Source organism: Altererythrobacter rubellus (assembly GCF_030284385.1).
GTDB lineage: Bacteria > Pseudomonadota > Alphaproteobacteria > Sphingomonadales > Sphingomonadaceae > Erythrobacter > Erythrobacter rubellus.
In genome coordinates this window covers 833,454-856,777 of record NZ_CP127221.1, presented here as the reverse complement: position 1 = coordinate 856,777, position 23,324 = coordinate 833,454, and the positions used below count along the sequence as shown (strand labels likewise).

Annotated in this window: 21 protein-coding genes; 7 read left to right on the top strand and 14 right to left on the bottom strand. The window is 57.7% G+C overall.

Annotated elements, in window-relative coordinates; all coding sequences use genetic code 11:
- Window positions 1–5: 5 nt before the first annotated feature.
- The 7 genes from QQX03_RS04315 to bchF are packed head-to-tail and all read right to left on the bottom strand — an operon-like array spanning window position 6 to window position 9,912.
- Window positions 6–1,388, bottom strand: a complete 1,383-nt coding sequence (locus QQX03_RS04315; RefSeq protein ID WP_349665849.1) for a BCD family MFS transporter — start codon at window positions 1,386–1,388, stop codon at window positions 6–8.
- A gap of 44 nt (window positions 1,389–1,432) precedes the next feature.
- Entirely contained in the window at window positions 1,433–2,134 is a 702-nt protein-coding gene (bchM, locus tag QQX03_RS04310) for a magnesium protoporphyrin IX methyltransferase (protein WP_285976642.1), read from the bottom strand.
- On the bottom strand, window positions 2,134–3,033 hold the full coding sequence (bchL, locus tag QQX03_RS04305; protein WP_285976641.1) for a ferredoxin:protochlorophyllide reductase (ATP-dependent) iron-sulfur ATP-binding protein: 900 nt from the start codon (window positions 3,031–3,033) through the stop codon (window positions 2,134–2,136). The genes bchM and bchL overlap by 1 nt, the downstream gene beginning before the upstream one ends.
- A 10-nt stretch (window positions 3,034–3,043) precedes the next feature.
- The gene (locus QQX03_RS04300; protein ID WP_285976640.1) at window positions 3,044–6,628 is read right to left on the bottom strand and encodes a magnesium chelatase subunit H; all 3,585 of its coding nucleotides are present in this window, start codon (window positions 6,626–6,628) and stop codon (window positions 3,044–3,046) included.
- Complete coding sequence (gene bchB, locus QQX03_RS04295) at window positions 6,618–8,165, bottom strand: ferredoxin:protochlorophyllide reductase (ATP-dependent) subunit B (protein WP_285976639.1); 1,548 nt, start codon at window positions 8,163–8,165, stop codon at window positions 6,618–6,620. Before bchB ends, QQX03_RS04300 begins: the two co-directional genes overlap by 11 nt.
- A 2-nt stretch (window positions 8,166–8,167) precedes the next feature.
- Window positions 8,168–9,448 carry a ferredoxin:protochlorophyllide reductase (ATP-dependent) subunit N gene (locus QQX03_RS04290; protein ID WP_285976638.1) on the bottom strand — a complete coding sequence of 427 codons (1,281 nt, stop codon included), beginning with the start codon at window positions 9,446–9,448 and terminating at the stop codon, window positions 8,168–8,170.
- Window positions 9,445–9,912, bottom strand: coding sequence for a 2-vinyl bacteriochlorophyllide hydratase (bchF, locus tag QQX03_RS04285; RefSeq protein WP_285976637.1), 468 nt, complete (start codon window positions 9,910–9,912; stop codon window positions 9,445–9,447). The genes QQX03_RS04290 and bchF overlap by 4 nt, the downstream gene beginning before the upstream one ends.
- A gap of 318 nt (window positions 9,913–10,230) precedes the next feature.
- Here bchF and QQX03_RS04280 point away from each other — a divergent pair, with 318 nt between their 5' ends.
- From QQX03_RS04280 to QQX03_RS04250, 7 genes are all read left to right on the top strand, one after another.
- Entirely contained in the window at window positions 10,231–11,088 is an 858-nt protein-coding gene (locus QQX03_RS04280; protein ID WP_285976636.1) for a cobalamin B12-binding domain-containing protein, read from the top strand.
- 18 nt (window positions 11,089–11,106) lie between these two features.
- Window positions 11,107–12,528, top strand: coding sequence for a transcriptional regulator PpsR (gene ppsR / locus QQX03_RS04275; protein ID WP_285976635.1), 1,422 nt, complete (start codon window positions 11,107–11,109; stop codon window positions 12,526–12,528).
- 67 nt (window positions 12,529–12,595) lie between these two features.
- Window positions 12,596–13,498, top strand: coding sequence for a chlorophyll synthase ChlG (chlG, locus tag QQX03_RS04270; protein ID WP_285976634.1), 903 nt, complete (start codon window positions 12,596–12,598; stop codon window positions 13,496–13,498).
- Window positions 13,498–14,811: a BCD family MFS transporter gene (locus tag QQX03_RS04265; protein ID WP_285976633.1), complete on the top strand. Its 1,314-nt coding sequence runs from the start codon at window positions 13,498–13,500 to the stop codon at window positions 14,809–14,811. Before chlG ends, QQX03_RS04265 begins: the two co-directional genes overlap by 1 nt.
- Entirely contained in the window at window positions 14,808–16,001 is a 1,194-nt protein-coding gene (locus QQX03_RS04260) for a geranylgeranyl diphosphate reductase (RefSeq protein WP_285976632.1), read from the top strand. Before QQX03_RS04265 ends, QQX03_RS04260 begins: the two co-directional genes overlap by 4 nt.
- Entirely contained in the window at window positions 15,998–16,480 is a 483-nt protein-coding gene (locus tag QQX03_RS04255) for a TspO/MBR family protein (protein ID WP_285976631.1), read from the top strand. The genes QQX03_RS04260 and QQX03_RS04255 overlap by 4 nt, the downstream gene beginning before the upstream one ends.
- A 12-nt stretch (window positions 16,481–16,492) precedes the next feature.
- The gene (locus QQX03_RS04250) at window positions 16,493–16,738 is read left to right on the top strand and encodes a hypothetical protein (protein ID WP_285976630.1); all 246 of its coding nucleotides are present in this window, start codon (window positions 16,493–16,495) and stop codon (window positions 16,736–16,738) included.
- Between the two features lie 94 nt (window positions 16,739–16,832).
- Here QQX03_RS04250 and pufC read toward each other — a convergent pair whose 3' ends face one another.
- From pufC to bchY, 7 genes are all read right to left on the bottom strand, one after another.
- Window positions 16,833–17,882, bottom strand: a complete 1,050-nt coding sequence (gene pufC / locus QQX03_RS04245; RefSeq protein WP_285976629.1) for a photosynthetic reaction center cytochrome PufC — start codon at window positions 17,880–17,882, stop codon at window positions 16,833–16,835.
- Between the two features lie 5 nt (window positions 17,883–17,887).
- Window positions 17,888–18,859, bottom strand: a complete 972-nt coding sequence (gene pufM, locus QQX03_RS04240; RefSeq protein WP_285976628.1) for a photosynthetic reaction center subunit M — start codon at window positions 18,857–18,859, stop codon at window positions 17,888–17,890.
- 14 nt (window positions 18,860–18,873) lie between these two features.
- Entirely contained in the window at window positions 18,874–19,698 is an 825-nt protein-coding gene (gene pufL / locus QQX03_RS04235; protein ID WP_285976627.1) for a photosynthetic reaction center subunit L, read from the bottom strand.
- Window positions 19,699–19,831: 133 nt separating this feature from the next.
- On the bottom strand, window positions 19,832–19,996 hold the full coding sequence (pufA, locus tag QQX03_RS04230) for a light-harvesting antenna LH1, alpha subunit (protein ID WP_285976626.1): 165 nt from the start codon (window positions 19,994–19,996) through the stop codon (window positions 19,832–19,834).
- A gap of 64 nt (window positions 19,997–20,060) precedes the next feature.
- On the bottom strand, window positions 20,061–20,210 hold the full coding sequence (gene pufB / locus QQX03_RS04225; protein WP_118054814.1) for a light-harvesting antenna LH1, beta subunit: 150 nt from the start codon (window positions 20,208–20,210) through the stop codon (window positions 20,061–20,063).
- Window positions 20,211–20,331: 121 nt separating this feature from the next.
- Window positions 20,332–21,777 (bottom strand): chlorophyllide a reductase subunit Z, encoded by a 1,446-nt coding sequence (gene bchZ / locus QQX03_RS04220; RefSeq protein WP_285976625.1) that lies wholly within the window; start codon window positions 21,775–21,777, stop codon window positions 20,332–20,334.
- Window positions 21,774–23,309 (bottom strand): chlorophyllide a reductase subunit Y, encoded by a 1,536-nt coding sequence (gene bchY, locus QQX03_RS04215; RefSeq protein ID WP_432762843.1) that lies wholly within the window; start codon window positions 23,307–23,309, stop codon window positions 21,774–21,776. The genes bchZ and bchY overlap by 4 nt, the downstream gene beginning before the upstream one ends.
- Window positions 23,310–23,324: the final 15 nt, after the last annotated feature.

Below are 23,324 nucleotides of genomic sequence, written 5' to 3'. Positions count from 1 at the left end.
CGCTGTCATGTCGGAAACTCTTGCAGTCCGAACGGGCCCGATTGGCCCAGAAGCTCCTCCGAACGGCCGCGCCCGACCAAAGGACCAAGCACGATTAGTGTGCCCAGCAGGAGGAGAATTTCGAGAACGTAGACGGTGCCGTAGCCGGTCGAGCGAACCGCAAGTGTTTCGCCCAGTCCGTCTGCCATCACATACGCTGTGGTAAAATCACGGATCAGGCCGCCCGCAGCGATGCCCAAGCCCGCACAACTGGCCTGGACAGCGCCCCAGGCCCCCAATGCCAAGCCAGCGCCGCCATCTTTTGCAAGCGCCATCGAGGCAACCAGAGTGCCGACCGAAAACAGGCCAACACCCAATCCTATGGTCAATGCACCGGTGTAAATGAGCGCAGGCGCATCCAGAGGCGCTGCAAACAAGACCATCGCAAAGGCGGAAATTCCGGCGACTGCACCGAAACCGGCCATACGAAGCGGGTTGCGGCCCTTACCAAGGGCACGGGCCGCCAGCGCGAAGCCAACCAATGCTCCAAATGCCCACGCGCCGGTCAGGCTGGTGGTTGCACCCACTGACATGCCGAGAATCTCGCCGCCAAAGGGTTCAAGCAGTGCATCCTGCATCGAGAAGCCAGCGGTACCCAGCCCGATCGCAAGCAGAAGACGGCCCGTATCCGGACGATCAAGATACTCGCGCCACATCTGCTTGAACGGTGGTCGCGGAGTTTCCTTGGAGATAACCGCTGGGCTGCGTCCCTCTTGCTTCCACAGCGCAATCAGATTGAGTATCGCCGTCAACATGGCCGCGCTTTGGATGACCTGAACCAATCGCGTGGGAGTAAAGTCACGCAGCATGGCACCCATCACAAGCGCTGCGAACATCATGCCGATTAGCAGCATCACATAAAGCAGCGCGACTGCGCGGGGCCGCTTGTCCGGCTCTGCCATATCGGTTGCCAGCGCCAGGCCCGCCGTTTGCGTCATATGAATACCTGCCCCTGTCAGCAGGAAAGCTGCGATGCTCGCGGTAATGCCGAGCGTAAAATTCTCTGGACGGCTCAAGAGCAGAAGCGCGAAGGGCATGATCGACAGCCCGCCAAACTGCAGTGTGGTCCCAATCCAGATATAGGGCACACGTTTCCATCCGATCGCCGAACGGTGAGTATCTGACTTGTGACCCATCAGCACACGCAGTGGTGCAATCAGCAGCGGCAGCGCGATAAGCAACGCGACCAGCCATGTCGGAACGCTCAGCTCGACGATCATGACGCGGTTGAGTGTGCCGTTGAGCAGCACTGTCGCCATACCGACACTGACCTGGAACAGTGACAGCCGCAATAGACGTGACAATGGCAAGTCAATACTCGCAGCATCCGCAAAGGGCAGCCAGGTCATCGCTACCCGGCTCCATCTCAGAAAAAGAGGATCGCTTGCCGCCATCAGAGCTTCACCAGTTCCATCGCTTGCGAAGTGTAAAAGCCGCTCGAAATCCGCTGCGTCCGTCCAATCTGCCAACCAGAAAGGCTAGCGAGCCGCTGGCGCAGATCACTTTCGGCAACTGGAATGATAGCTGGCGAACGGTCCGAGCGCGGGAAAATCTTGCCGATCTTGTGCATCGCGCCAAGCGCAGCTGTATGCGGCGCAAAGGTGAAAACAATAGACCCGTGACACCGCTTGGAAAGCTGCGCAAGTGTCGAAACAATATCTCCCGCTAGGTAGTGGATCAGCGAGTCCATCAAGACGATATGATCGAATTCGCCAAAAGCTGGATTCAGCATATCGCCCGCATGCCAATCAATTCGGCCGTGCCCTATAAAGCTGGGCGTACGTTCGCGGGCAATGTCGACAAGGCCTGAAGCAACATCGACTCCGGTGACTTCAGCGCCGCGACATGCGGCAGCGACGCTCAGAGCACCTGTCCCGCAGCCGGCGTCAAGAATTCGCGTCCTGCGCAGATCTTGAGGCAGCCAGCCAAGGAGAGTATCACGCATCCGCTCGCGCCCAGCGCGCACAGTCGCGCGGATACCGCTAACCTTTGCATCACTGGTCAGATCGATCCACGCCTTGCGCGCAGTACGATCGAAATACTCAGCCAGCTTCTCGCGCTGCGCGTCGTAGTTAGTGGGAGCATGCGTTGCCATCACTCAAACCCCAGAAAGTCAAAGATTTCGCGATCCTTCATCGGATTGGCTTCCAGCGGTTCAACGCCGTCCCACAGCATCCTCGCGAGCCGCAAGTATTCGGCCTGCGCTTCCAGAACGCCTTCCTCCGCCTCATCCATTTCGAACAGCGTGCATTTTTTGAGACGGGAACGACGGATCGCATCAACATCGCGAAAGTGCGCTAGACGCTCGAGCCCTGTGGCTGCCGCGAACCGGTCAATCTCATCAGTCTCACGCGAGCGATTGGCAATAACGCCTGCCAGCCGCACTTCGTAATTCTTGGACTTCGCTTTGATGGCAGCGGCGATGCGGTTCATCGCGAAAATGCTGTCGAAATCGTTGGCAGCGACAACCAGCGCCCGCTCGGCGTGTTGCAATGGCGCTGCAAAACCGCCGCAGACCACGTCGCCCAGTACATCGAAGATCACCACATCGGTATCTTCAAGCAAGTGGTGCTGCTTCAGCAATTTCACGGTCTGCCCCACAACGTAGCCGCCGCAGCCCGTACCAGCTGGCGGCCCGCCCGCTTCAACACACATCACACCGTTGTAACCTTCGAACATATAGTCTTCCGGCCTCAACTCCTCTGCATGGAATTCGACCGTTTCCAGAACATCGATCACAGTCGGCATGAGCTTCTTCGTGAGCGTGAATGTGCTGTCATGCTTGGGATCACAGCCGATCTGCAGCACACGGTGACCGAGCTTTGAAAAAGCGGCTGAAAGGTTGGACGAAGTAGTCGATTTGCCGATCCCCCCCTTGCCATAGACCGCAAATACCTTCGCGCCCTTGATTTCGTCTCGCGGGTCGAGTTGGACCTGCATTGATCCTTCGCCATCCGGCGGGGTAAAGCGTGATTTGGGGTCTAGCAGGTTCATAGTCTCATCCTCATTCCGCAATCACGCCTTCGAGACGATCCTCGAGGTCGTTATTGGCTTCGCGCAACGCCTCGAGCGTTGCTTCGTCAGGCTCCCACAGATGTCGCTCGCAGGCTTCGATCAGCCGGTTCGCAACTCTTGCAGAGCTTTTGGGGTTCAGCTTCGAGAGACGCTCGCGCATCTCCCTGTCGAGCACGAAAGTCTCACTGATCTTCTGGTAGACCCAAGGTTCGACCTGGCCCGTGGTGGCAGACCAACCCATCGTGTTGGTCACATGGCCTTCGATACTACGCACGCCTTCGTAGCCATGCTTGAGCATACCTTCGAACCATTTGGGGTTAAGCGTACGAGTCTGTGTTTCATGGCCGATCTGTTCGGCGAGTGTGCGCACCTTGGTGCGGCCTTGCGTCGAATCGACGATATAAATCGGCGCTTCCTTGCCGCGCGCGCGGGCGATCGATCGGTTGATCCCGCCAAGCCCATCGAAATACTGATCCAGGTCAGTGATGCCGACTTCGACGCTTTCTAGATTTTGATACGAAAATTCCACTTCCGCAAGAGCGCTGCGCAAGAGTTCGCGCTGCTGCACCGGCGTGCCCTTTACCCCGTAGGCAAAGCCCTTTTGCGTCTCGAAAGCATTCGCCAACTCGTCCGGATCGGTCCAGACGCCGCCATCGACCAACTGATTTACATTCGCACCATATGCACCTTCGGCATTGGAGAAGACCCGCAAGCTAGCTGTCTCGAAATCGCATTGATGGGTGCTTTGGTGGGCTAGGCTGTGCTTACGCACAAAGTTCATTTCCAGCGGCTCATCCGCCTGCGAGGCCAACAACGCACCTTCAGCCAGCATACGCGTTTGCAGCGGCAGCAGATCGCGGAAGATGCCCGACAACGTCATCACCACATCGATGCGCGGGCGACCAAGTTCTTCCAGCGGGATCAGCTCAGCTCCGGCCAGCTTGCCATAGCCATCCAGCCGCGGCCGGGCACCGATCAGTCGCAGCGCTTGCGCGACTTGCACGCCCTCGCTCTTCAAATTGTCCGTGCCCCAAAGAACCATTGCCAAGCTCTCCGGGAAAGCTTCGCCCGCTTCGCTGTGCCGTGAGAGCAATTCTTCTGCCTGCGCTGCACCCTGCTCGCACGCAAAGCGGCTGGGGATGCGGAAAGGGTCAAATCCGTGTATGTTGCGCCCGGTCGGCAATACCTCGGGGTTGACGAGGATATCGCCGCCGGGCGCAGGCGCAACGTAACCTGCGTCGAGAGCGTGGATGAGTCCGCCCAATTCGTCACAAGCGTCAATACGCGCGCTTAGTTGTTCTGTGTCAGCTTCAGGATCAAATTCGACGAACGCGGCTTGCCAGTCGGCTCGCTCGGCATCGATTGGTTTCTTGCCCAGCACATGCAAGCCATTGGGAATAAGTGCATTTTCAAGCTCATAGAGCTGTTGGGCGAGGTCTTCTAGCGCAATATTCTCAAATCCAAGATCCGTCGCTTGCTCTGTCAGCAAGGCTGTGAGCTGCTTCCGCTCTTCACCTTCTTCCATCGTGCGCCAGCGGTCATGGCTCGCTTTGAGCTCGCTCAGCCCTTTGTACAGCCCCGCCTGCGCAAGTGGAGGGGTGAGATAGCTAACCAAAGTCGCGCCAGAGCGTCGCTTGGCCAGAATACCTTCGGAAGGATTGTTGGCAGCATAGAGATAAAAATTCGGCAGATCGCCTATCAACCGCTCAGGCCAGCATTCGCCAGACATGCCTGATTGCTTACCCGGCATGAATTCCAGCGCTCCGTGTGTACCGAAATGAAGCACTGCATGCGCGCCATAATCTTCGCGCAGCCAGCGATAAAAAGCATTGAAGGCGTGAGTCGGCGTGAATGTTCCGTCGAACAGCAACCGTACAGGATCGCCTTCATAACCAAACGCGGGTTGCACTCCAACAAACACATTGCCGAAATGTGCGCCAAGCACATGGATGCCGGTCCCGTCCGATTGCTGGCGACCAGGCGCGGGTCCCCATTGCGCTTCGATCTCTGCCAAATGCGGTTCGCTGCGCACATAATCGTCAGTCGCGATGCGCGCTGCAACATTGGCATCGCTGCCAAACCGTTCCGAATTTCCCTTGAGGATCGCTTCGCGCAAGGCCTCGACAGTCTCAGGCACCTCTACCGAGTACCCCTCATCACCGAGCCGTTTCAACGTTGCATGCAGCGATTCAAACACCGCTAGGAACGCGGCAGTGCCGGTTGCGCCTGCATTTGGCGGGAAGTTGAACAGCACCATGGCAAGTTTGCGCTGTGCGCGCTTTGACTTGCGCAACGCTATCAATTTGACAACTTTGGCCGCCAAAGCTTCTGCGCGCTCGGGGCAGCCCTGCATGGCGCGAAGGCCGTTATTGTCCGGCAGTTGGCACTTGCGCTCGCAACCTTCGCAGACGTCTGTCCCCTTGCCCGAGCGGCCGCCGTAGATGCTCGGCAAGATCGCTCCGTCCAGTTCTGGAATCGCGACCATCATCGTCGCTTCGAGCGGCAACAAGCCTTGGTGCCGGCCGCGCCATTCTTCGACACTCTGAAACTCGAGCGCATGGGCGGCTATGTAAGGGATATCGAGCTCGGAAAGTGTTTCGACCGCGGCATCAGCATCATTGTAAGCCGGCCCTCCGACGAGCGAAAACCCGGTCAGATTCACGATGGCATCGACAGATGGGCATCCGTCACGGTCGACAAAAAATTTCTCGATCGCTGCTCGTGCGTCGAGCCCGCTCGCGAAGACCGGAACAACTTTCATTCCGGCATTTTGGAGAGCTTCAATAGCTGCGTCGTAATGCCCGGTGTCGCGGCCAAGAAGGTACGAACGCAGCAGCAGCAGCCCGACTGTACCATGTTTGCCCTGTTTGCGCGGTAGCAAGCGCAGGCTTTCCGAAATGCGCTGTCGTGTGTGCGGGTGGTAAACCCCGACTTCAGGGTATTCGACCGGCGCATCCGCTGGCGTCATGCCGCGCCGCGTCAGCCGGTCGCCTGAAGCGTAGCGGTCGATCAGGCAGCGCACCATCGCAACGACGTTCTCATCTGACCCGGCAAGCCAATACTGCAACGTCAGGAAATAGGCACGCACGTCTTGCGCGGTGCCTGGGATGAAGCGCAGGATCATAGGGAGTCGGCGCAGCATCTTCATTTGCCCCGCGCCAGAGCTTGCACCCGCCTTTTTCGAACCGCGCAGCTTTTTCAGCATGGCAAGCATGCCCTTGGCGGGCTTGTTCATGTCATAGCCGCCCATGCGAGTGAGTTTGACCACTTCGCCGGCTGACATCAGGCCCAGCATCGCATCGCAATTGTCGCGCCGCGCCTCCAGCGCAGGCAGAACCATGCGGATATGATCATCCAGAAACAACATGGTCGCAATGATGATGTCCGCGTGCTCGATCGCATCGAGCGTACGTTTGTAAGCGCCGTCCTCGCGCTCCCAATCGGATGCTGCATGCAAGCTTAGCAAGACATTGTCTGCCGCCAGCTCAGCACCGGCGCGATCTACCGCCCCTTTCAAGTGGTTGTCCAGCGTCACAATCGCGACGCGCACAGGAGGGTGGCCTCTACCGTGCATAATGCGCCTTCGCGTCATAGAGCGTTTCGAGGTCGATCGCCGCGCGCCCCTGTTCAACGGCGAATGCTTCTGTGTTCCGGCGGGCCTTTCCACGCACGAAAAATGGAATCTTCTTGAGTTCGCGCTCGGCTTCTTCCGTCCATTGCGCTTCATTGGCGGCGATCGGCGTTTCCTCGGGCGCTGAGGTCTCAACGTGCGCTTTTGATGCGTGCGCGGCATGATGCGATGGACCAGCTTCATCGGAAAATTCGAAGTCTTCGCGGAACATGGTCAGCAAATGCTCTTCCAGGCCCATCACCAACGGATGAACCCACGTGTCAAAGATCACATTTGCACCCTCGAAACCCATTTGTGGGCTATGACGTGCGGGGAAATCCTGCACATGCACCGGCGCGCTGATCACAGCACAAGCGAGCCCCAGCCGCTTGGCAATATGGCGCTCCATCTGCGTGCCAAGCACCAGCTCGGGGGAAGCGGCAGAAATGGCCTCCTCGACCTCCAAGTGATCGTCCGAGATTAGCGGTTCGATGCCGTATTTTGCGGCAGCTGCGCGCACATCGCGCGCGAATTCGCGATTATAGCAGCCAAGTCCGCAGATTTCGAAGCCCAGTTCCTCGCTTGCAACGCGAGCAGCCGCCACAACGTGCGTCGCATCGCCAAAAATGAAGACGCGCTTGCCAGTGAGATAGGTCGAGTCGACAGAGCGGCTCCACCACGGCATACGCGAGTTTGTGTCTGCCAGCGCAGGCTCCGGATCAACCCCGGCAAGCTCTGCCACTTCGCGGATAAAATCGCGCGTTGCGCCGACACCGATTGGAACAGTTCGCACGGCCTTCTGGCCGAACTCCCGCTCCAGCCAGCGCGCGGCTTCATCCCCAATCTCAGGGTACAGCACGATGTTGAAGTCTGCCGCACCAATGCGGGTAATGTCTTGCGGCGACGCGCCGAGCGGAGCGACAAGGTTTACTTCGCATCCCAGTTGATCAAGCAGCTTGCGAACCTCCGCCACGTCGTCGCGATGACGGAAGCCTAGCGCGGTCGGACCGAGCAGGTTTACTTTGGCACAGCGCCCTTCGGTTGGCCCTGCGGATACCTCCGGATCAGCCAACTTGCGGACAATCTGGTAGAAGCTTTCTGCCGCCCCCCAGTTTTCCTTGCGCTGATAACTTGGAAGCTCGAGCGGGATCACCGGGCAATCAAGCCGCATGGCATCGGCAAGACCTGCCGGATCGTCCTGAATTAGTTCTGCCGTGCATGAGGCACCGACCATCAGCGCTTGCGGCTTGTACCGTTCCAATGCATCGCGCGCAGCCTGCTGGAACAGTTCGGCTGTATCCTTGCCCAAGTCGCGCGCCTGGAAGGTTGTATAAGTGACCGGTGGGCGCTTGCCGCGCCGTTCGATCATCGTAAACAGAAGATCGGCATAGGTGTCACCCTGCGGCGCATGCAACAGGTAATGCATGCCAGTCATCGCTGTCGCCACGCGCATTGCGCCGACATGCGGCGGACCTTCATATGTCCAGACAGCCAGCTGCATCGCTAAACCTCCAGCACATCGCGCCGCCGGAGCGGGCGCGCAAAGAGTTCAGCAAGATCGCCGGCCTGTTCAAAACCGTGAATCGGCGAGAAAACGAGTTCGATCGCCCATTTAGTGGTCAGGCCTTCGCTCTCAAGCGGGTTGGCAAGGCCTAACCCGCATACAGTAAGATCAGGCTTCTCGGCACGTACACGGTCGAGCTGCTTATCGACGTCTTGGCCCTCGCTCAGCCGGGCGGTTTCAGGCAATGCGATCAGCTCATCTGCCAGATGTGCCCGGTGGAGGTACGGTGTGCCAACTTCAAGCGGCTCCATCCCGCATTCATTTGCAAGGAAACGTGCCAGTGGCACTTCTAGCTGAGAATCGGGCATGAAGAAGATGCGCTTTCCGTCGAGCCTTTCGCGCATCGGCGCGAGCGCCCGCTTGGAGCGTTCACGGCCCGGCGCGATCACACGGTTAAAATGCATTTCGTCCACGCCGAACACTTCGGCCGCTGCCTTGAGCCAGGCGGTCGTGCCTTCGGCGCCAAAAGGGAATAGCGCCGGCAGATGCACCGCACCGCGGCGCTCCAAGGCCAAACCGGTTTCTCCCAGGAAAGGCTGCGCCAGCAGAAAGCGTGTGTTTATACCAACCGGCGGTAGCTCACCAGACCTGCGCGCTGGCAGCACACCGACCCGCGCGATGCCGAGCTCTGCAAAAAGACGTAGGAACTGGTCCTCGACGATATCTGGCAGCGATCCAACCAGCAGCAGTTCGAGGGCCGCATCAGGAACCGAGGCAGGCATTTCCGGCACCAGCGAAGCGAGGCACGCGTCTTCGCCTTGCGTGAATGTCGTTTCGATACCGCTGCCGGAATAATTGAGGATGCGAACCTCCCCCGCATGGCGTGCACCAAGCTTCTCGGCTGCCTTAGCTAGGTCAAGCTTGATCACTTCGGACGGGCACGAGCCGACTAGGAACAGCGTCTTGATCTCAGGGCGACGCGCGAGCAGCCGTTCTACCACGCGCTCCAGCTCTTCATGGCAATCCGCCATGCCCGCCAGATCGCGTTCTTCGATAATCGCTGTCGCAAAGCGCGGCTCAGCAAAGATCATCACGCCCGCAGCCGATTGTAGCAAATGCGCACAGGTGCGTGAGCCCACGACAAGGAAGAACGCATCCTGCATTTTGCGGTGAAGCCAGATAATTCCTGTGAGCCCGCAAAAAACCTCGCGCTGGCCGCGTTCACGTAGGATCGGCGCGTAATCCGCACGATCAAGCCCCGCAGGCGCGAGGCCGCTCACCCGGTCACCGCCAAAGTCTCACTCGCTTGTAAGCGGGCCGCGCGCAGCTTCAGCAGGAATTGACCGGCATTGATGACGTAGGCTGCATAAGCTACAAGCGCGACCAGCATCCGCTCCTGCAAGCCCCCGATCCCTCCGAACAGCATCACGAGATAAGCCGTGTGCAGCGCGAGCACGAGCATTGAGAACACATCCTCCCAGAAGAACGGCTCGGCAAACAGCCATTTGCCAAACACGACTTTCTCCCAGATCGAGCCTGTCACCATGATGGTGTAGAGAATCAGGGTTTTAGCAACGATTGACATGTCTGCCGCATATGCGCCGTCGCCTGTCAAAAGCGTGCGCGCGACCAATACAAGACTGAGAAGAAAAACAAGGAACTGGATCGGTGCGAGTATTCCCTGAACCAGAGTCCAGCCAGATTCGTCCCGCCGCCGGCGCTCTTCTGGTGTGTAGAGCGCCAATGCCGTTTGCCCAATTCCGCCGCTATCTCGCGCGGTATGGGACCCGAAACTATCCCCTCTAGATTGCAAAGTTTTCTGCCTCTGCTGAACTAAAGTGAAACTAAGCTTGGACACCCCCAAGTGTCAAGATATCTTGACGCCAAGCGAAATTGACACATCTGCATTGCAGGGCTTGACATTTAAGCGTAAGAAAAGCGGGCAAGTGTCGAGTCGAATTACATCAATCGACCTGACCGAGCTGTCGCAATCCGCGCCGCTATAATTTAGGGAGGGCCTTTGATGGAGTTGGTGAATCGCTCTGGCTCTTCGGCCTCACGCATGGAAAACGACTTAAGCGATAACAGCCCGGCGAATGACCCTCGCCCGGCCAACGGAAGCAATTCTGATCCGGATCAGATAAGATCCATTAACGGATTGATTCAAAGTGAAATTATCCCCCGTCTACTGGTCGTTCATTCTGCTGGAAGCAAGCGCTCGGAATTCTTCGAAGGCCGGCGGGCGAAGCAAGCGGAGATCAAGCGATTCGCTCCACTTGCTCTTGAACGCGAAGCAGACGATCTGCACAGCGAAGTAGACAAGCTGCGCCAAGCCGGGGTCAGCACCGAGTCGATCCTTGTGGATGTCTTGCCAGAATCTGCACGACTGCTCGGCAAGCTCTGGGAAGAAGATCAATGCGACTTTGTAGATGTCACCCTTGGACTTTGGACACTCCGAGGGGTCTTGCGCGAATGTGCAATGACCATCAGCAAACAGTTTGATTCGCTGGATGCGCATCATAGCGCGCTATTCTCTCCGTTCCCGGACGAACGACACAATTTCGGTTCACTGGTTGTCGAAGAGATTTTTGCCAATGCAGGTTGGCAAACAGAAGTTTTGCTTGAGCCGCAACGGCACGAGCTCATTCATATTTTAGCTGAACGTCCATTCGACTTGGTCGGATTGACCGTCAGCTGCGATTGCCTTACCGCTTCGATCTCAGATCTGATTACTGCAATTCGAAGCGTGTCCAAAAATTCCAACGTGCGTGTCATCATTGGTGGACCACTGATTAATGCTGATCCTTCCCTAGCGCTGAGGGCAGGAGCAGATGGGACTGCTGAAGATGCACGTTCAGCCTTGGCACTGGCGGAGAGAATTGTAGCAGGATCATTGCCTGTCACTTCACCCGTGCCGTAACTGTAACCGGAGCAGCGCATGCCTCCAAAGCGCAGCATCGCAGACCATCGAAGTTTCGATGATACTGCCTTATTGAAAGATGAGATCGCGCCGGAAGACGCGGTTCATCTGGCTATGAGCGCAGGCGATATTGTGCTCGTGATCGATGAGGCTGGAACCATTGTTGACGGTTCTGCTGATTTGACTGGCTTTCCCGATCTGCCGCAATGGATCGGCGAGAAATGGCAGGACACCACCACTTCCGAGAGCTGGCCCAAGATCGAAGCCTTACTCGCAGTCAAGAAGACCAATGGCGAAGCACCTGCGGCACGACAAGTCAATCACAAGGGTTCAAGCGGCGATATTCCAGTAAGTTACCGCTTACTCAGGCTGAGCGGGGGGGCACTGCGACTGGCGCTAGGGCGCGACATGCGGGATGCTGCCGCATTGCAGCTCCGATTGTTACAAGCCCAACAGTCGCTGGAACGTGATTATTTGCGGCTCCGCCAGCTCGAAACCCGTTACCGTCTATTGTTCGAAATGTCCGGCGAACCAGTGCTGATCCTAGACAGCGAAAACCGCCGCATTGTTGAAGCCAATCCCGCGGCCCACACCTTGCTTCTAGCGAAACCGGGAAGCTTGATCGGCAGCAAATTCTTGGCATGGTTTGACCGCACAGCGCGCGAACCGCTGATTGGACTGCTAGGCGCAGCACTCACTTCAACCTCTGTATCGCCAATCAATGCCAATCTTGCCGTGAAAGGCACCAAACTTGAGCTCAACGCGACGGGATTCCGTCAAATCGGCAAGCTTTTCGTGCTGATTCGTTTTAACAGGCATGCGCGAGTTGAAAACGCGCCAGAAACAGCGGTCATGGATACTCTTGAGGCCATGCCCGATGCTTTCGTGCTGACGGACGCAAATTGGCATATTGTCGCTGCCAACACGGCCTTCGCAGAGTTGACTGGAGTGGCCAGCATCAATCAGATTCGCGGGCAGCCGTTGGGTCAGTTTGTGGGTCGCCCAGGCATCGACCTCGACTTGATTTCAAGCCAGCTACAAAAGCAAGGTTATGCTCGCAATGTGAACAGCGTAATCGGCGCAAACGACGCAGGCCAAGGTGAGCCGATTGAGCTATCCGCTGTGCAGACCGGCAAGGAATCTCCGCATATAGGCCTAGTGATCCGGCCGATCGCGCGACGCTTGGGCGACCTGCCGCCAATGCCGCAGGAAATGCCACGCTCAGTCGAGCAATTGACTGAATTGGTTGGTCGAATGTCACTGAAAGACATCGTGCGAGAGAGCACCGATCTGATCGAACGGCTGTGTATCGAAGCAGCGCTTAAGTACACCTCGGATAACCGTGCCTCGGCTGCGGAAATCTTGGGGCTCAGCCGGCAAAGTCTGTACTCGAAATTACACCGCTACGGGCTCGGCAATTTGCCTGCAGATGCCGAGTAATAACAGATTGACACAAGGAGTGTCAAAATGATTTGACGCATGCTTGTAGCAGGCATAGCCTGCCTGCATGTCCCGTTCGGCAGTCTCGATTCCGTCAGCATCGCCGCCAGCGGCGCGCGATGTTCTTGAGCTGCTCAAACCCATAACCTGGTTTCCCCCAATGTGGGCCTTTATGTGCGGTGTTGTGTCCTCGGGCGTTGGCATGGAAGGACGTTGGTGGTTTCTTGTCGCCGGTATCGCGCTGACCGGCCCATTGGTTTGCGGCACCAGTCAAGCGGTGAACGACTGGTTTGACCGGCATGTCGATGCGATCAACGAACCCAACCGCCCGATCCCTTCTGGCCGTGTTGGTAGCAATTGGGGACTGCGAATTGCGATCATCGGCACGCTTTTGTCGCTTGTTGTCGCCTGGTTTACCGGGCCATTTGTGCTTGCAGCGACGGTTGTCGGCCTGATCTGCGCTTGGTGCTATAGCGCCCCACCCTTCCGCTTCAAGACCAGCGGCTGGCTCGGGCCGGCAGTGGTCGCGCTCACCTATGAAGGGCTTGCTTGGTTCACCGGCGCAAGCGTGATGGCAGGGGCTTTGCCAAAGGCCGAAGTGCTGATTGTACTCGCTCTTTATAGCTTGGGCGCGCACGGCATTATGACGCTCAACGATTTCAAAGCTGTCGAAGGCGACCGGGCAACCGGATTGCGTTCCCTGCCGGTCACATTAGGCGTTAACAAGGCAGCTCGGCTTGCGTGCGCGACCATGGCGCTGCCACAGTTCGCGGTTATCGCACTGCTATACAGTTGGGGCTACCTGTGGTCAGCGATAGCCGTCAGCGCGGTTTTGCTCGCACAGTTGGCATTGATGCCGCGCCTGCTTCGCAATCCCAAGGCCCACGCACCATGGTACTCAGCAACCGGCGTCACGCTTTACGTCCTGGGAATGCTCGGTAGCGCGCTAGGCCTTGGAGGATACATCTGATGGCGCGCGGGTTCGGCTGGCTATCCGTTATCCGCATAGGCGCGGTCCAAGCTTCGATCGGCGCGATCGTTATGCTGGCAACTTCACTGCTGAACCGCTTGATGGTGGTCGAGTATGGTCTCGTCGCAGCCATCCCTGCCGGGCTGGTCGCCTGGCATTATGCCGTCCAGCTATCACGCCCTATCTGGGGTCACGGCTCGGACAAAGGCCGCAAGCGCACCCCATGGATCATTGGCGGCATGGCTGTGCTGGCACTCGGCGCGCTGATGGCCGTGAATGCGACAGTGATGATGTCCACCTACCCAATTGGCGGAGGTGTGCTCGCAGTTATTGCATTCACATTGATTGGCGCGGGCGTGGGCGCTTCAGGTACAACCTTGCTCGCGTTGTTGGCCTCAGGTGTTGCGCGCGAACGCCGAGCGGCTGCCGCTGCCGTAACCTGGATCATGATGGTTTTCGGGATCGTTGTATCGGCAGCAACCGCAGGCCAATTGCTTGATCCCTTCTCTGAACAACGCCTGGCGCTTGTATCAGGCGGCGTTATCGCGTGCGCCTTTGCGCTGACGGTGATCGCCGTGTTCCGGCTTGAACAGCATGCCCTAATCGAAGCGGAAGAAGACCGCGCAGGTCCCGCCCCTGATTTCCGCGAAGCAATCCGCGAGATATTGCACGAGCAGGCTGCACGCCGCTTCACGACATTCATCTTCGTCTCAATGCTGGCCTACAGCATGCAGGACCTGATCCTGGAACCATTCGCCGGCCTCGTTTTCGAGATGACTCCCGGCCAATCGACATCGCTCGCGGGCATCCAACACGGCGGCGTTCTGGCAGGTATGATTGCAGCGGGCGTTGGCGGTAGCGCGTTTGCCGGGCGAATGCCGGTCGAACTGCGCGCCTGGATTGTTGCGGGATGCGCCGGATCGGCACTGGCTTTGCTGGGCTTGGCGGCGGCAGCAGTTGCCGGCCCCGGATGGCCACTTGAAGCCAATGTATTTGCATTGGGATTCTGCAATGGCGCATTTGCCGTTGCCGCTATCGGCGCGATGATGGGTCTGGCAGGGGCTGGCGAGCGGACCCGCGAAGGCGTGCGTATGGGTGTTTGGGGAGCATCACAAGCCATCGCATTCGGCATGGGCGGCCTGCTGGGCGCGCTTGGTGTCGACATTGCACGCCGGTCTGGCGGTGATGATGCAACCGCCTTTCAACTCATTTTCGTGATCGAAGCGACAGCCTTTATGCTCGCTGCGTTCCTGGCCTTACGCGCGACAAGCAGCAGCAAACGAACTAAAGCCAAGGAGGCAGCAATCCTATGACCAATGAACTCTATGATGTTGTAGTCGTAGGAGGCGGGCCTGCAGGGGCAACAGCGGCAAGCGATTTGGCGAAAGCCGGCCACAAGGTCATGCTGCTTGACCGTGCTGGCCGGATCAAGCCGTGCGGCGGCGCAGTGCCTCCGCGTTTGCTAGAAGATTTCGATATCCCGCACTCTTTGCTTGTTGCCAAAGCGCGATCCGCGCGCATGATTGCACCGTCCGGGCGCAAAGTAGACATGCCGGTTGGCGAAATCGGCTTTGTTGGAATGGTCGACCGCGACGTATTCGACGAATGGCTACGCCAACGCGCGGCGAATGACGGGGCGGTACGCTGTACCGGAAGCTTCGAGACAATCGAGCGAGACGGACAAGGAACGCATGTGTGTTTTCGCACCAGTCGCGGCGGAGAACTTGAGAAAGTGCGAGCCAAGTTGGTGATCGGTGCGGAGGGCGCCCGTTCGAAAGTCGCACGGCAGAACATTGATGGCGCGGAAGACATGAAATGCGTGTTCGCCTATCACGAAGTGATCGAAAGCCCGCCCGCAAACAACCGAGGCTTTGATCCAGCGCGCTGCGATGTCTTCTATCAGGGCAAACTCTCGCCAGATTTCTACGCCTGGATATTCCCCCACGGGCACACCTCCAGCATTGGTCTTGGCAGTGCGAACAAAGGCTTCCCCTTGCGCGCCACTGTATCTGACATGCGCGACGAGCTAGGTCTCGATGCCTGCAAAACGATCCGGAAGGAAGGCGCACCGATCCCATTGAAGCCGCTCAAGCGTTGGGACAATGGCAAGGATGTGCTCGTCGCTGGCGATGCGGCTGGTGTCGTCGCACCAGCGTCAGGTGAAGGCATCTATTATGCTATGACTTGCGGTCGGATTGCAGCGGAGGCCGCGAGCGAGTTCGTCGTCTCTGGCAATCCGACTGCACTCAAGGGAGCTCGCAAGCGTTTTATGAAGGAGCATGGCCGCGTGTTCTGGATCCTGGGGATGATGCAGTTTTTCTGGTATTCCAGCGACAAGCGCCGGGAGCGTTTTGTCGACATGTGCGATGATGCGGACGTTCAGCAGCTGACCTGGCAAGCCTATATGAACAAACGCCTGGTCCGCGCCAAGCCGCTTGCGCATCTGAAAATTTTCCTCAAGGATACAGCGCATCTGCTGGGATTGAGGCCGATGGCTAGATGAACACAAACTGGGTTATTCCATTTATTGTTGCAGCGGTGGCTGCGATGTGCGTCGCATTTCTAGGGGCAACGATCACTGATCTTGGCCCGTGGTATCAATCGCTTGAAAAACCGAGCTGGAATCCGCCAGATGTGATCTTTCCGATCGCTTGGACAACAATCTTCGCGCTGGTTTGCATTTCAGCTGTAATTGCATGGGAACGAGCCCCTACTGCCGGCAAGCGCGACTGGGTAATTGGCCATTTCGCACTGAACGCCTTTCTCAACATCCTGTGGAGCCTGATGTTCTTCCGCATGCAACGCCCGGATTGGGCCTTTGCCGAACTGTTGTTGCTTTGGCTCTCGATCCTGTTCCTGCTCATCTATACCGGGCGGATTTCGCGGCTATCCAGCCTCTTGCTGGTGCCCTATCTGATCTGGGTGACGATTGCTGGCGCGCTTAACTGGCAGGTTATTGAACTTAACGGTCCCTTCGGCTGACGATACAGTTTGATGGAGCAATTCTTCTCCAGCGGCACGGCAGTCGATATAGTGCTCGCAGTGCTGGCGATTGAATTCGTGATCCTGTGGCGCAAAGGGTGGTCGCCATTGAATGCGCTTCTGCTTTTGTTGCCTGCCGCGTTGATCGCACTCGCTTTACGGGCGGCGTTGGTCGATGCCCATTGGATCTGGATTGCCATTCCCCTGACGCTCGCATTCCCAGTGCACTTGGCCGACCTGGCACGGCGCAAGCGCTAGACTGCGAACGCAGATACCAAAAGAAAAGCGGCCCGAACGCCCTTGCGCGCGAGCCGCATTCAAGCCTTGAATGCAAATGCAATCAGTCTTTTTCTTATGTCGCCTCTTCAGCGTCAGCTTCTGCTTCCTGCACCGGTGCGGCCGGAACAGACAACAACGCAGGATAGTCTTTCGCCATCTGCGCGCCGCCCATCGGCTTGTTCACACCTTGGTGGCAAGTCGTGCAATTGACCTTGAACGGGTCACCTGCATTGCCAAGCCGGTTCTCGGGGAAGACCGGAGCCAGCGGAGTGATATATTCCTGATTCATACGCGCGACCATACGCGTGCCGTGCCAAGCAACTGCACGCTGCGCCGGGCTGATGTTCCAGGCTCCGAAGCTTTGCGTATTGTGGCAGAAGGTGCAGTTCACACCGAGCGAGTCTGACATATGCAGCATTAGTGCATAGGTGTTCTCGGTTTCCATGGTGGACAACGTATTGTCTTCGCTTGGGTAAAGCCCGGTCGATGCGACGCGGATATTCTGCACTGTCTCGTCATTCAGAAAATACCGCGCGACCGCATTCACAGGAAGCGAGCTATATGCGGTTTCGGGAGTTGGACTGTTCTGCCCCCGCTTCGTGATCTTGACTGAATTGTGGTTGGCGTCTTCCGGCAAGGTCCAGTAATTTTCCGGAATGTTGTTCCCACGGTGGCACGTCCAGCATGTGACACCTGTATCGGCCACGTGGCTTTCGTAATTCGCATTGATCGTCTGATTCATCTGGATCATGCGCCTTGCTACAACTTTGGTATAGACTTCGTCAGACGCCATATTCGCCGGGTTGTGGCAATAGTTGCAGCCTTCATCAGGTGCTACCCATTCGGTGATCGCAGCCATCAGATAATTGAACTCATCAGCTGAGATGTCGCCAAGGACCTGGACGTTCTCATAGACTTCGCCAGCTGAAGGGCCACCAGGTGGCGGCAGTTCATAGGGCGGTGCCGGAACATCGTACTCGGCCTCTGCCACCGAACGCAGCGCAACTTGGTTCATACCTGTGCCGCGAAAACCATTCTGCTCAGAAACCTTTGGCTGGATCTCGCAAGCTGCCAGAACAAGGGGAAGAGCAGAAAGCACTACAATTTTAACTGTCGTTTTCATCCTACTCACTCCCCTGGAATGGCGGCAGGGTCAACGACCCCGGTGTCGGGATAGGCCGGGGCAAAACCATGTTGCTGCGCCCATAGATACCAATTGTCGACCACAGTGCCGGTCAGCAATATGCCGATCCCGCCGGTCAGCGTGGTCAGCACCGCAAACCACCATGCCCATCGGTGGATTGATTCCATCGTCGCGTTGAAACCCATGGTCCAGCGCCAGAACAGCGCTGCACGCTCTGATGCAGTGCCTCGATCGGTAATCTGCTCGATCTCGCGTTCACCCCCATAACGGCCAACAGCAAGAATCGTCGCCCCGTGCATCGCGAAGAGCAGCGTCGAACCGTAAAGGAACACGATCGAAAGCGCGTGGAACGGGTTGTAGAACAGGTTGCCGTAGCGGATCGAAAATGCCGCCGTCCAATCAAGGTGCGGGAAGATGCCATACGGCACCGCTTCGGCCCAACTCCCCATGAACATCGGCCGCAGGAAGCCCAAAACCAGAAACAACCAGATCGCTGAGGCAAAAGCCCAGGGCACATGCATGCCCATGCCAAGCTCTTTTGCGCGCAGATAGGTCCTTAACCACCAGAGCAGCACCGAGATGGTAAGAAATGCGCCGGTCAGAATGAACCAGCCGCCTTCATTAAGCGGGACGAATGGCGAAAAGCCATATTGCGGGCCGGGCGGTTCAAGCGAGAGCCAAAACAGCTGGCGGACAAACTGGATCGGATCCCAGCCAACCGAAGCCCACATATTCATCCCGATGATGAAGAATGCCAGCAAGCCAAATGCTAGCGCTCCGATGCCAGTCCACCCAAGATAGAACGGGCCGATCTGCGCATGACCGATCGTGCCGAGCCAGCGATTGATGAAAGTGATATTGAAACGCGGTTCGTGCTGTCCGTCTGGCAGTGGGATGCCGAGTTCAGGCGGATGGTTCAGTTGAACCTGTGTGAAGATGTTTTGATAAGTCGCCATGGTTCAGTCTCCCCTCACGCCCAGATCGGCAGATTGAGCCACCAGGTCCACCACTCGGGCCAACCTTTGGTCCACAAAGGACCACTGATTACGATGCAGACTGCGCTCCAGAAGCCGGCGTTAAGCGCGAGAAGCAAGCCCACGCGGTGAATGCCGAGCGTTCCAACCGAATAACCGATCAGATCCCGGAAGAAGGTGTCTTCATATTCCGGCGTTTTCACTTCGCCGCCGCGCTCTGGATTGACCGCTGACAGCACCAAGGCGCCATGTAATGCCAGGGCAAGTGTGGTCGTAAAGAAGAACGACACCGCCAGCATATGCGCCGGGTTGTAGTGGAAATGCAGGTATTGGTACCCCGTGTTGGATACCCAGTCCAAGTGGCTGAATATCCCGTAAGGAAAACCAAAATGCCAGCCACCCATGAGTACGGGCCGGATGACAACGAGCGTCACATAAGCGAGAATTGCAACCCCGAACGCAACCGGGACATGGTAACCCATTCCCAGCTTGCGGCAGATCTCAACCTCTCGGAGCGCCCATGAAACGAAAGAGATGATCGCGCAAACCGTGATGACTTGCCAGAACCCTCCTTCCTTCAACGGCGCCATTGACAATCCGTAGCTCAAATCCGGTGGTGCGATACTTATGAGCCAAGGATTCCAGGTCGGGCCTTGTGACGCAGCGTAGAATATCAACGCTGTCCCTAAGGTCGCGAAGATCGCGGTGACGACTCCGAAAAAGCCGACGTAAAATGGGCCGACCCAGAAATCGAACAGGTCCCCGCCGATCAGCGTGCCACCACGCACGCGATACTTTCGCTCAAAACTGAGGAGCGCCATAACCCAATCCTCCCCCGCCTCAAAATGGCGAGATCAATGTTTCTCGAATTCGACCTGTGAGGCGGGGCCGACCAAATTTGTCGGCCGTCGCCCTCGCACTGTCGAATGTTTATCTCTTCGCTAAGAGCCTCAGCTACTCGACCAGCTCGATGGTTGCCCGCGCATTGGGGCCATCCATCCAGTTGTAAGTGTCCGTGCTCAGCAGGATGAAGTGAATAGTGAACGCGAGCACAGCCAAGTAGACGTGAAGGCCTACCAAAACTCTGCGCGGATCATATGTTAGCCAAGTTCTCCACATGGTCTAATTCCTTATTTTATATTGAACTTTGCCGCTTGACGGCCGCCAAGCAGCTCCAGTTGGTTCAGATGCCTATCCACGGACGCCAGGTCCACACCAGCAGGTGCGCCACGACAGCGATCCCGGTGTGAGCGGCGAACCAAAACATAAAGAGTTTGTGGAACTCCTTAGCTTCTTCGGGGGTGAGATATGTGCTCATTCCCACATCACTCATAGCCTATTCTCCCATTTTGGGTTGTTGTGCGAGAGGCGACGTGCCTCCGTCGGTATCCGTGCGAAAATGATCGCATGGATTGCTGGGCTCGCATTGCTGCGAGCGATCTGTGTGAGCGCACTCATGCACTGTGTCCTTCAAGCAGGGCGTCCGCCAGCCGGTCGGATGAGACCTGGGTTTCGCCTGCACGCCGCGTGGCGCGTTCAGCAGCATCGCGAAGCCGTTTGGCAGCGGAAATCCGGATTAACACGGGCTGTGCTTCGACCAGCGCGTCAAGCTTCGCTTTGGCGTCTTCGTCCCAAGCAAGCTCTTCATATTCGCGCGCCGGCGTGGCGTCGCCTGCGTCCATTTGCGTCGACAGTGGCAGGATGTGGAACAGCGCATCAAACAGCGCATTGCACACTTCCTGCACGAGATAGGTCGCCCCAGAATAGCCCATAAAGGGCGTGCCGGTATGACGGCGTATGGCAGCGCCGGGGAAGCTCGCGGGGATATAGATCCCGCGCGCGCCGCATTCGGCCATGTACATTCGTTCGTTATAAGATCCGAATACTACGAGCGGCGGATTGGTATGGATCGCTTCGCGCACAGCCTGATTGTCGGGTTTCACCCCAGCCGACCGGCTAAAGGCAAAGCTGCACGGCAGCCCCATATCGCCCTCCAGGAAGTTGCGAATGCCGCGTGCATAGGTCTCGTTCGCAACGATTCCGAAATTGGCAGTGCCGAAGAAATCTTGAGTGACCGAACGCCACAGGTCCCACAGCGGCTTGATCGTAGTGTGCTTCTCACGTTCGATAAAGGGCGCCGGGTCGAGATCCAGCTCCTCGCCAAGCGCCTCAAGAAACTTGGTAGTGCTCTCCAAACCGATTGGCGCTTGGAAATAGGGCCGCTCAAGAAGCTCACAAAGGTTCCGGCCGAACTCGCGGTAAAGACAGACATTCGCATCTGCCATGCCCAGCTTCTTGATATCGGCCAAATGGCTACCCAGCGGGAAAGCCATGTTCACTTCCGCCCCGATGCCCTCAACCAGGCGGCGAATCTCGGCGAGATCTGACGCCATATTGAACATGCCGTAGGACGGGCCAATGATATTGACCTTCGGCTTTTCGCCTTCCTTGCGCTCGCGCTGCTTCGGCATCTTCTTTGGCCCAAATTCGGTCCAAAGCCAGCTCAGCGCCCGATCAGCCGATTCCCACTGATCTTCATCGATAGTGCGCGGCAGGAAGCGCTTGAGAGTGGTGCCTTCAGGTGTAACGCCGCCGCCTATCATTTCGGAGATCGAGCCAGTCACCACCACGGATGGCAAATCCGGATCGAGCGTTTCCCATGCGCGTTTCATCGCGCCTTCTGTCCCGGTTTTGCCCAGCTCCTCTTCGCCGATGCCCGTAACGACGATCGGAAGTTCGTGGGGCGGCAAACCGTCTGTATAATGCAGGACTGAGGTGACTGGCAGGTTCTCACACCCGACTGGCCCGTCGATCACGACTTGCAAGCCTTTGATTGCGGTAAAGGCATAAATCGCGCCCCAATATCCGCCCGCGCGGTCATGATCGAGGATCAGCGTCATGTACCCACCGCCTCACTGGCCTTGCGCGCGGCGATGTTTTGCGCGGCGAATTTCTTCTTGAACAGCGGGCGGTCCTGCGGGGTGTCTTCCCACACACCTGCACTCATATCCTTGCCAACCCCTTCAAAGAAGGCAGTCATCTTCGCAAAGCGATTCTTATTGGCAATCGCGGCATTGATGACTTGCGCCAAGCTGCCTGCGCCAGCGACACCCATAAGCGGGCGCGCTGAAATCAAGTTCGTGAAATACATGGCCGGCATGCCGTGCTGTTTGGCGTGCTGTACAACCGGTGTAGTACCGATCGCCAAGTCCGGGCGATACTCGTCTACTGCTGCGATATCCTGCTCCAGGCTCGCGCGGTATTGCACTTTCACGTCTTTGGCTTCGAGCCATTGACGATCGGGTTCGGACCATGGCGTACGTGGACAGGCAGTGCCGACATAGGGCACGTCCGCGCCGCTTTCGATTAGCAGGCGCGCAACCAAGAGCTCGGAACCCTCATAGCCAGAGACTGTCACTCGGCCTTTTATGGGAGCTGCTGCCAGTGCAGCTTCGATCGCTGGAAGCGCCGCATTTTTGGCTGCGTCGATCTGGTCTTGCGCCACACCGCAAGCAGCGCCAATCGCATCCAGCCACGCGACCGTGCCATCGCGACCGACTGGCGCGGAGCCAACTACTGAACGACCCGCGGCTTCGAATTCGCGAATGCTGGCCGTGTAGAAGGGATGAATTGCAGCCACTACCGAACAGTCGAGGGCAGCGTAGAGCTCTCGCCATTCGCGGGTTGGCACGACTGGGCCCGTCGCAAGCCCCATTGGCGCAATCAACTGCGCCAGGCCGACCGGATCTGCTGGAAACATCTCTCCGAGCAAGGTCACCGTCGGCCTGTCCGAGCGCTGTTTCGGAACGGCGACAGGACCTTGCTCGGCCTCGTTGCGCGCATATTGCAGCATAGCGCCAGCGAGTACGTCCTTGGCCTCGGCATGGGTTGGAATACCGAAACCAGGTACGTCGATACCGATAATGCGCACTCCGTTGATTGCCTTGGGCAACAGCCGCAAGGGCACACCGCTGGCAGTGGGTACACAGAGATTCGTCACGACAATTGAATCGTAATTGGCAGGATCGGCCAACTCCTCGACCGCTTCCTTGATGTCTTCGAACAGCTTGCCCGTAACAAGCGTTTCGGAGTTGAACGGCACGTAACCAACCGTGCGACGTGCGCCGTAGAAATGCGAAGTAAAAGTCAGCCCGTAAACGCAGCAGGCCGAACCGGACAGAACCGTGGCGGTGCGTTGCATGCGCAACCCGACGCGGAGCGATCCGAAGGCTGGACACATTGATTGCGGTTGATCATGTGGTCCGCGCGCCGGGTCGACCGGATAATCTGCGGCGTAGCGATCCAGAATGTCGCTCTTGCCAGCTTTGCGTGCGGCTTCAAGCATGGTGTCCTTGCTGGAGCAGGCGCCAGCCGTCGGCTCCCCGCCCGATCCAAGATCAAGTTGGTCACGCGTCCGTTCTTCAGTGCGCATCGATGCGTTCAGATC